At 31.0% G+C, this 9,232-nt stretch carries 7 protein-coding genes and 2 pseudogenes; all 9 read right to left on the bottom strand.

Annotation, left to right across the window (positions count from 1 at the left end):
* Positions 1-157: 157 nt before the first annotated feature.
* Complete coding sequence (locus HMPREF3134_RS07910) at positions 158-469, bottom strand: DUF960 family protein (RefSeq protein WP_070442025.1); 312 nt, start codon at positions 467-469, stop codon at positions 158-160.
* Between the two features lie 93 nt (positions 470-562).
* Positions 563-901, bottom strand: coding sequence for an SAUGI family uracil-DNA glycosylase inhibitor (locus HMPREF3134_RS07905; RefSeq protein WP_002449468.1), 339 nt, complete (start codon positions 899-901; stop codon positions 563-565).
* 88 nt (positions 902-989) lie between these two features.
* On the bottom strand, positions 990-2,669 hold the full coding sequence (ccrC, locus tag HMPREF3134_RS07900) for a cassette chromosome recombinase CcrC (RefSeq protein ID WP_070442022.1): 1,680 nt from the start codon (positions 2,667-2,669) through the stop codon (positions 990-992).
* A 224-nt stretch (positions 2,670-2,893) separates the two neighbouring features.
* A complete protein-coding gene (locus HMPREF3134_RS07895; RefSeq protein WP_070442019.1) occupies positions 2,894-4,534 on the bottom strand; it encodes a DUF5906 domain-containing protein in 1,641 nt (546 codons plus the stop codon).
* Positions 4,534-4,902: a hypothetical protein gene (locus HMPREF3134_RS07890; RefSeq protein WP_031864395.1), complete on the bottom strand. Its 369-nt coding sequence runs from the start codon at positions 4,900-4,902 to the stop codon at positions 4,534-4,536. The genes HMPREF3134_RS07895 and HMPREF3134_RS07890 overlap by 1 nt, the downstream gene beginning before the upstream one ends.
* Positions 4,895-5,995, bottom strand: a complete 1,101-nt coding sequence (locus HMPREF3134_RS07885) for a DNA polymerase (protein ID WP_031864394.1) — start codon at positions 5,993-5,995, stop codon at positions 4,895-4,897. The genes HMPREF3134_RS07890 and HMPREF3134_RS07885 overlap by 8 nt, the downstream gene beginning before the upstream one ends.
* Before the next feature lie 226 nt (positions 5,996-6,221).
* A pseudogene (locus tag HMPREF3134_RS07880) lies at positions 6,222-7,698 on the bottom strand (DUF6038 family protein).
* Between the two features lie 265 nt (positions 7,699-7,963).
* The gene (locus HMPREF3134_RS07875; RefSeq protein WP_031864392.1) at positions 7,964-8,593 is read right to left on the bottom strand and encodes a hypothetical protein; all 630 of its coding nucleotides are present in this window, start codon (positions 8,591-8,593) and stop codon (positions 7,964-7,966) included.
* 133 nt (positions 8,594-8,726) lie between these two features.
* Positions 8,727-9,232, bottom strand: a pseudogene (locus tag HMPREF3134_RS07870) (LLM class flavin-dependent oxidoreductase); the annotation flags it as partial.

Here is a 9,232-nt window from a genome sequence, read left to right as displayed (position 1 = left end):
ATACACCATCTAAATGAGGATACATCGTTATCACTGTACAAGCGGATTTCTTTTCATCCCATGTTTTCTTGAGTAAGTAGCGGTGTTGTTCATCATCGCTAAAAATCGCTTCTGTGTGTATCGTACTTTTGATTGTATTCATACATCGTCATTCCTTTTAGTATTCTTCGGGTAAAAGCATCACATAATAAAAAACGTCTACATCATCTTCACGAATGACGTAGACTTTCTTAGGTAATGCGTTTTGATTTTTTACATAGTTTGTATAGTGATATTCCAATTTATATGCGGGTTGTTCTTGTTCATGTGTGATTGAGAGTATATTCTCATCTTCCTGCAGTCTAAAAATGTGTAGATAATCTGTATGAGGTGATTTTTCTCTTTCTTCAACCATATGCCAAAGTAATATTTGAAATTCTAAAGATAAATGTTCACTAACACCTCTTGTAATGTATCGATTGATTTTCATACTATTCTCCTCCATTTTGTTTTTCTTTCATAATCTCAATGACTTCATTGATAACTGTGACAGATAGTTGAGCGACCTTGATCCAGTTCATAATTACTCGCCCCCTTTTTGTAACAAGTAGCGTTCATCAATAATAATTTGATGAGTGTCATTTAAAAATATAAAGTCTAAATCAAAATTATCTAAATAACCTATTGCTACTAATTCCTTATCTAGATAACATAAAAAAGGGTAAATGCTGATTTCATGTAATTCATCATTGTAATAAGTAAAAGTATTTAAAATTTTATGTTCAAGTGGACTATTTTTAATATATTTTTCAGGTAATACATCTTCAGCCACCGCATCTACGGTTTCACAAGCCCAAGTTTCTTGATAATTTAATTTAAATCGTTCAGTAATATACGTTTTAAGTTGTTTGCTTAGCGTCATTATAATGACCTCCTTAATTAATAATGTGTACTCCATAAATAAAATATATATTTATAAAATATTTCAAAACTCCTCCACTTTTGTCACTCTAAAAAAGTGGTAAAAGTGATAAATTTTCAATCCTATTTTTCTTTGTGACATTTATCACAAAGTTAAATTTAGGTATAAAAAAAGACCCCCAATCTTTTTTCAAAGATTGAGGGATAAGACTTTCGTCAATTTTATACCTTACGAGTTTAACTTGTTTATCTTTCGTAATTTCAATTGAATCAATTAACATTTTCATAAGTTGATTTTTAGCTTCGGGTGTAGCCTTTCTTAAGTACACACTGAATCGTGTTATCATCAAAATGAGTCGTGCTTTTAACTTATCAAAATTGGGTATATCATCCTGTGATTGATTTGCTTGTTTTGCTTCTTTAATTTGTTGGTCTAATACTTCTAACTGTTGATTCATTTCACTTTGTTTAGCTTTTAACATTTCGCTATCCATTTCATCATCTAAGAACAATTCCAATAATCGTTCTTGTTGTATTTTAACTTTTGCTTTTTGTTTTTCTAGACTATCAATATCATATTTTATTTCTGTTTGTTTACTATGCTTTTGTTTCAGTTCTTCTATCACACTTGACGCAATCTGCTTAATAACATTAGGTTGTGAAAGAATACGATTCAAATGGACATTGATTACGCGTTCGACGACTTCAGCATTAATCGCATTACTATGGCAGGCAGAACTTCCTGAGCGGTTGAATAATGAACAAATGTAATAGCGTTTGATTGTCCGTTCTTTGGACTTTTTCGTTTTATAATACGTCCGTCGACATACCATATTATTTCCGCATTCTGGGCATTTAATAAGGCCACGTAAGTAGAAATCTCCACCAATAGGACGACCCGGTTTAAAACTTTTAGAAGCTAGTTTCTCATGAACTTGATCAAATACATCTTCACTTATAATGGCTTCATGCTTACCTTTGACCAATATCACATCATTTTTATCACTTTTACCACTTCTTCGCTGAACAGCCCAATTTTGATGGTTATTGAATCTGACATAGCCTTTATAGACTGGATTATTCAAAATATATTTCACGCCAAACACTGAAAATGGTTTTTTATTAATGGTGCGATATCCTTTTTGATTTAGAACTGTCGTGATTGCTTTAAGTCCTTTATTGTGATTCAAATATAAATCAAAGATTTCCCGTATAATATAAGCTTCATTTTCATCAATAACTAAATCATTTTTCTGTGTCAATGGATTAAGTGATAATTTGTAGCCTAAAACACGACCTGTGATTGCCTCTCCGCTCCGTGCTTTAGCATTCATCGACATCTTGACATTACTGGCCAGTGTTGAACGTTCGATTGATCCTATTAATCCAAACATTGTAACTAAAACTTCACCAGAAGCATTGGATGTATCAATATTCTCAGAAATCGATTTATAACCTACGCCATGCTCTTTGAATTCATGAATAATATTAAACACGTCTCTCATTGATCGTGAGATACGATTCAATTTCCAACTTAACACTATTTCGATTTTATTATCCTTAACATCTTGTAATAGACGTTTCATTGCCGGACGACCTTCAATATTTTTACCTGAAATGCCTGAGTCAGTATATGTCTCATAGTCATAACCTGGGAAATTTTTCACAACTTCTTTGATGAGTAGTTGTTCCTGCTCCTTTTCAGAATAACCATGTTCTGACTGCTCAGACGTACTAACACGTGAATAAAGTGCAATTTTACCCTTCATATCATACCGCTCCTTTTATTAGATTATTGCTACAGACCATCGGTCTTGTAACAACATATAGATAATATATATTTATAATTTCGTTTCATTTTTATCACTTTTACCACTTAATCATATGAGTACTACAGGCAACTGCCTGTAGTACGTAATTAGATTACTTACCTTTATTGATACGTTCTTCTATGATAGGCACAAGCACTTCTACAAATGCTTCAATTTGTTCATTATTCATCGTCAAAGTCCTCCCAATCAAAGTCCAAATTTTCTTCATCTAATGCCTCATTGTCTGTTATATTTTCATTTTTATCTAATGAAATAATATTATCTTTTTCCGAAATATCATGAATCTCTTTTTTATTGGCTTCTTTCCAACCTAAATCAATCCAATAATCGTAGCCATTGTATAGTTTGGTTTGAGTATCAAAGTTTGCTTGAATTAACTTTTTAATAACCTGAGAACTCACTTTTATTTCTTCATTAATAACTTTATTTAACTCGGATACTTTGATTCGTGATCCTGGTTTGATTTCTATAAGTTTTCTGAGTAAATTAATACTCGCTTTCTGATGTGCAATATTTGCTGATTTACTAGAAACAAATTCATATCCAAAATTTAACCAATCATGAGAAATTTCAGTAACACGATCATTTTGGAGGTACTCGATATCATTTTTTACAATTTGCTTATACACATACATCAAGTAAAGAAAGATTTCTTTCTTTTCATCCTGTAACTTTTCAATTAAGTCGGGGTCAGCTTTTTCAACATAATATTCACATGGAATAACAGCAATTCTACGCTCTAATGCTTTTGCGTGCTCAGATGGAAAGTTTAGTACAGCATTAGTATTAAAAATCAGTTTTAAATCTAATGTGACTTCTACTTGTGTCTGTCCCTTTCTATCAACATGGATAGGTTCAACTGAAAGTAACTTCTTAAAGTCATTTACTACCTTCTCATTGATTCTTGCCTCACCAATTTCATCACTTGCCATTAATCGTTTCCCAATTAAGCTTTCTTTATCAAAACGTCCACCAAGTTCGTTTAGCGTTTTTGATATAACGTCATTTTGATGAAAGAATGATTTCAACAACTTTATATATACTGATTTTCCATTATTAGCAGCGCCATAGAGAATCAAACCTCTTCGTAGTTTGGTATTAGCAGTAAGCAGTATTGCTGTATGCTGTATCAGAAAGTGCTTTAAATCGGTATCAAAGTTAGCAAGCTCTAGCATGTATTTACTGAAGTGGTCAGGTATATTTTCATTTATAACATCACCTTTATCTATTTCTATATTCAAGCGTGTTTTAGGGAATATATCTATACAGTTTTTAACAACTTCAAATGTATTTAGATTAAACATGCTAGGACCGCAACCAATATACTGCTTATCCTCAATAAGCTCTTCTACATCTGTTGATTTTTGTAAGCCATTCACTATGTTTGTCAGAGTACTTAGTGAAGGTTTATAATCTATTAACAACACTTGTATCATTTTAGATATCAACCCTTGTAATTCATCTTCATTTACCTTTTGCCAACCTATATCTTTGAAAATAAACAACTCTGAATCAAAACGCTTGATATGAAAAATACTTATCATCATTTCCACTAATATTGTGTCATTTGGCTTTTTTTGAATGCCAAAATAACTGTATATGTTAGGTCTATAGTCGACATCTTTAGGAATGTTAAGCTGTAGCTTATCGATAAGCTCGTTATACACCGTTATAGCTTGTTCAGACTTGTCTATTTCATCATTTCCAACACTAATGGTTAGGATAGCAATCAGACCTTGACGGTCGATTGCCTCCTTAGCCACACTTAATAGCTTAGATAACATTTGTAATATATGATTCATTATAATAATCCTCCATCTTCATTTAATGATGCTACATCTTGTACATAGTAATTACCGTTAAAGCAACCTACATGGATTAAATGCTTTCTATCAATATAAGGGTCATAATTCTCATGAGTGGAGCTATAATTACTGTGACGTTTAAGCCAATCATTGATTGACAACTGCTTAGCTGTCTTTTGTGTTGAGATATTACGATTCACATATACGATCTGATTATTCACTTCAATTTCATATGTGAATTGATGTTTCACATCACCTGAGAAATTTGTTTCTCTCACAGAATATAACGTAGCTACATATATATAATTTTCTTTGAGTGGTGTACTACTTGGTATTTGTAAACTTTGTCCTCTATCATTATTCATGGCCCTCACCTCCCAGTTCTTCCACTGTCACATGTGCAAATTCATCATTGAACAACTGGTTAGCTGTACTTTTCATTAGCTGAGCAACATCACGTGCAGTTACTTCATCATCACATTCAATCATAATCGCATCGTGTATCGGCACTATAATCTTGAACGTTTTTTGTTCGCATTGTGCTTTGTACACTTCCAACAGAATATGCTTGAAAACATAACTCGCTACAGTTTGTACATAAAATGCCATAATACTGCTACCTTGAAATGCGCTCATATCATGTTCAATGCCATAAGGCATAGGAATGGTTTTATGCTCTTCGATTTGTTTCTTAAGTTCAATGACTTTTGTAAATTGGCTGACCGCATCCAACCATTGCACTTCACTTACATATTGTTTCAACTTGAATTTAGGGCTATCGAAGTTGCCACCAAATAGAAACGAACCAATAAATGCACGTTTAACAAATACTCGTAGCTCATATGATAAGCCTAATTCACTTAGCAATGCGTCATACAATCCGTCTTTCTGATTTAAAAAGTCAATCAGTTTTGAATCTTGAGTCATGTACGCAACAACCGAAGGTTCAAATGATTTAAAATCGACAGTATATACCTTCTTATATTTTGAAGGTAAAATCGTGCATTGGACTGCTTTAGGTAAGCCCTGAATATTAAAATTTTTAGTTGTGATTCGATGTGTTCGTGTACCAATCAACGATAATTGTGTATATAATCGATTCGTACCATTTAATGACTGATCTAATCTATCAAATAACTGTTCGATTTTATCAGAATGTTCATTGTTCTTAGCCTTTTCAAGCATTATCGCTTTGATATCGGGTAATTTATCAATATTAAGTGTAATAGGTTCTGCTTCAATTTCTTCCTTTAATGCTTCCAATTCATGATGGACTTCCACATATTGATCTAATTTAGCTTGTTCATCAGCTAAAAGTGCATTATATTGTTGGTCAAGCTGCTGACTGAATTGTTGCTGCAATTGTTGAACATCAGTTTGGTTAGATGATTTGTCCATTAACCATTGTTGTGTTTTGTCACTTTGAGTCAATGACATCAGTTTGTCTCTTGTCTCCATATAAATCTGCTCCTTTATGGCAGAAAGTTGCGCGCTAACTTTTGCTTTAATTTTTTATTTGTCTTGGCCTCGACAATGTATAATTTAGCAATATTATACTAAGGTGTAATTGAGTTATTAAAAAATCACCAAAAAAAATAAACCCAACAAACGTTGATATAACAAGGTTTGTTGGGTTTGTTTTTTTATTTAAATTTATTCTTATGTTTAACTCTAAAAAACAATCTTAATCTGTTTTAGAACCAAATCTACGATTTTTAATTGCTTTTTTAAAGTCTTCTACGAAAGGTCCTACCATGAAATTTTCAAAGCTGTAGCCAGACTCTTCTACCTTTGACAGTGTATTCAATGCCTGGTTTACAAAGTAGCTTCCTTGTTCTGTTATTTCGTTTCTCACTACCATTTGGGCATTTGAATAGTTTAACTTCACTTTATCGTTACTTATATATCTGTCAATTTTAATAATTGCATTATGTACATCTTCAATAGCATATCTTACGTAATCACTATTTATCTTATTAAAATATTTCGGATTAATGCTATATTTCATTAATTCACTTTCTAACCCTCTCTAAGTCAAACTTAGCTTGTAAAAAGAAATCTAAATAGCTCGGCTGTTTATTTGCACTCTCTATATTAGCCTCGATAATTTTTATTTTTTTAATAATATTACTTTGGTTCATTGTATGTAACCTATTTTTTTTGTAATATAAAATCCCAAAATTTTGAGAGCTACGTCTTAATGTACTATTGTTCCAAAATTGTTGATTTTTATAAAATTCTGCTACGTCCCACTTTCTATTATTTTTAACCAATTCATGATCAATCAACTTAGATATACTTTTAATAGATTCTTTATGAATATTTTTTCTCAATTTGTTTTTCTTATCTATACTTTCGATAAAATTACTATCAGCTCTTTGTGAACGTTTTAGCATATCTGCAATTAACCAATCAAGCTCCATATACTCTGTTTCATCATAGTCCCATACATCTTTAATTAAGCTATCTAATGGCATTTCATTTTTCTCGTATAATAGGTGGTTTAATTCGTAATCCTTTTTGGGATACTTACCTTCTTTTATTGCATTTGTGTATTCTTCTAATTCATTATTTTCTTTTATTTGGGTGTTTCTACGTTCTTTTGCCATAAATTGAAAAATCGTTTCATCTATAGATTTTAATACTTCATTTTGTAGCTCAATTCTTTTATGTATGGGCAAAGGTGTCATATATTGGTATAATTCTTGTTCCTTTTTATTAATTGATTCACCAATACTTAACCATGCTTTAGTATTTTGATATACGTCTTTCGTATGTATGTCTGCAATTAATCTTTTGTATTTAATTTCATTGATAGATTTCATTAACTGATAAGTATATTCCATGTAACTAGATGCTTTTATATTTTCAATCATCTCTTTTTTAGATTTTCCGTTTTGTTTAAAAGCTTTGGAATTTATATCCACTGGGTAATAGTCAATACTTTTTAGTAGCACCTTTATTAATTCTTTTGCGACGCCATTAAATGTGTATTGATTATTTTTATCTTGGCCTTTGTAATTGTGAAAAATTTTCATATCAATTTTAAAAAGCTTAGTAATGGTTTCCATTCTTTTTTTAAACTTATGTGGAGTGAGCTCTAATTCTATGCGAATATCTTCCTTTGAATATAATTTTTTTACTATCTCATTCGATGACATCATACTCTGCCTCCTAGTTTATGTCTAATTCTTTTTTGTTTTTCACTTATACATTCAGATATGAAATCTTCAAAATCTAATTCAGGTTATTTTGGATTTCTAACATTTTCTTCGTGTCCAATAACACTTACTAACTTTCCTAGACTACTTCTTTTCTCACTCTCATAATACTTATTATTCACGCCACATTCAGTAAAATAATTTATAATATTTTGAATATCCTTAATACTAGCTTCAATATTTAATATCTTCTTACATCCACTTATTATTCAAAATTATTTTGTATCTCGTGTTTTTTAATTACATCAGTGAGTAATGAAAAATCAAATTTTCTAATTTCCTGATTTCCATTAATTTCAGATATTTTCTCAACTAATTTCTTATCAAACAAATTACCGATAATAGTATTTACTGCTTTAATTTTACGATCATATGGTTTACTATAATAATATTTATCGGTTTCGTGTTTTATTGTTGAAAGTGGTTCTTTAATATTACCCTCATAACAAAATATGATTAAATTTATAGCATTTGAAAGCTGTAAAGCTACTTCATTATACTGTTTTCTTTGCCTATTAATATCTAAATTACCTTTATTCGCTACTTCCTGCAATTGATTACCTTCATTAATTACTTTAAACGGGTTAAATAAAGGTAATTTGTCTTGATTTGATAATTTTAGTAAGTCTTCAGCAATATGATAACCACAATTAAACGTACCTAAAACTTTTTTAGAATTACCTTTTAAGCTGTATGAAAAACAGTAATAGCTATCTGTCAGTATGCCACCTTCACCGTCTTTCTTTTGATCTTCTAATAATTTTAAATGTGATATAGGTGTCACATCATATTTCTCAAGAAATTTAAGCCTATTTTCATGACCTCTTAAATTCATACTTAAAGACCCCTTTGTTTAAATTTGATACATTATTATTAATTACTCTGATTTACACTCTTCATCTACTTACCAATTTTTTAGTTTTATTTGTGATAAGCTTCTGCGTATCGGTTAATGATGCGGTTTATTTTTAGTTTTTTATACCCAAATGATTTTTTAACAGATGACTCTCATAATCTCTTCTAAACACTCCACGTTCTTGAAGAATTGGTATCACTAAATGAATAAATTTTTCAAATGATTCTGGATACGTCGGGGCCATCAACATAAAACCATCGCACGCTTCTTTTTTAAACCATTCGATCATTTCATCCGCCACTTGTTCGGGAGTTCCTACTATTGTCTTGTGCCCTACCCAAGTACCAAAACGATCTAATAAATCTCTTAATGTAAGATGCTCAGTCTTAATGGCACGTTGTATGGCTTCATATACTGATTTTACGACCTTTTTCGATAATGTTTCATAATCTGGTAAGGACGGTATAACTTCATCTAGTTTCCATTCACTTATATCTAGACCAATAGCTTTAGATAATTGTTTCTTGCGTTTTTCAAGTGGAATTATATCATCTAATTGTTGCTTAAGTTTATAAGCATCCTCTTCATTCTCATCAACATAAACGGTGAGACCTGGTA

The organism is Staphylococcus sp. HMSC14D10 (assembly GCF_001808125.1).
In the GTDB taxonomy this organism is placed as follows: Bacteria; Bacillota; Bacilli; order Staphylococcales; family Staphylococcaceae; genus Staphylococcus; species Staphylococcus haemolyticus.
Note: the sequence above shows the minus strand (reverse complement) of the source record. Positions and strands in the feature narration are given on the sequence as shown.

Excerpts from the sequence above, each read along its gene's own strand:
- HMPREF3134_RS07910 (WP_070442025.1), bottom strand. The coding sequence starts at position 469 with ATGAAAATCAATCGATACATTACAAGAGGTGTTAGTGAACATTTATCT.
- HMPREF3134_RS07905 (WP_002449468.1), bottom strand. The coding sequence starts at position 901 with ATGACGCTAAGCAAACAACTTAAAACGTATATTACTGAACGATTTAAA.
- ccrC (WP_070442022.1), bottom strand. The coding sequence starts at position 2,669 with ATGAAGGGTAAAATTGCACTTTATTCACGTGTTAGTACGTCTGAGCAG.
- HMPREF3134_RS07895 (WP_070442019.1), bottom strand. The coding sequence starts at position 4,534 with ATGAATCATATATTACAAATGTTATCTAAGCTATTAAGTGTGGCTAAG.
- HMPREF3134_RS07890 (WP_031864395.1), bottom strand. The coding sequence starts at position 4,902 with ATGAATAATGATAGAGGACAAAGTTTACAAATACCAAGTAGTACACCA.
- HMPREF3134_RS07885 (WP_031864394.1), bottom strand. The coding sequence starts at position 5,995 with ATGGAGACAAGAGACAAACTGATGTCATTGACTCAAAGTGACAAAACA.
- HMPREF3134_RS07875 (WP_031864392.1), bottom strand. The coding sequence starts at position 8,593 with ATGAATTTAAGAGGTCATGAAAATAGGCTTAAATTTCTTGAGAAATAT.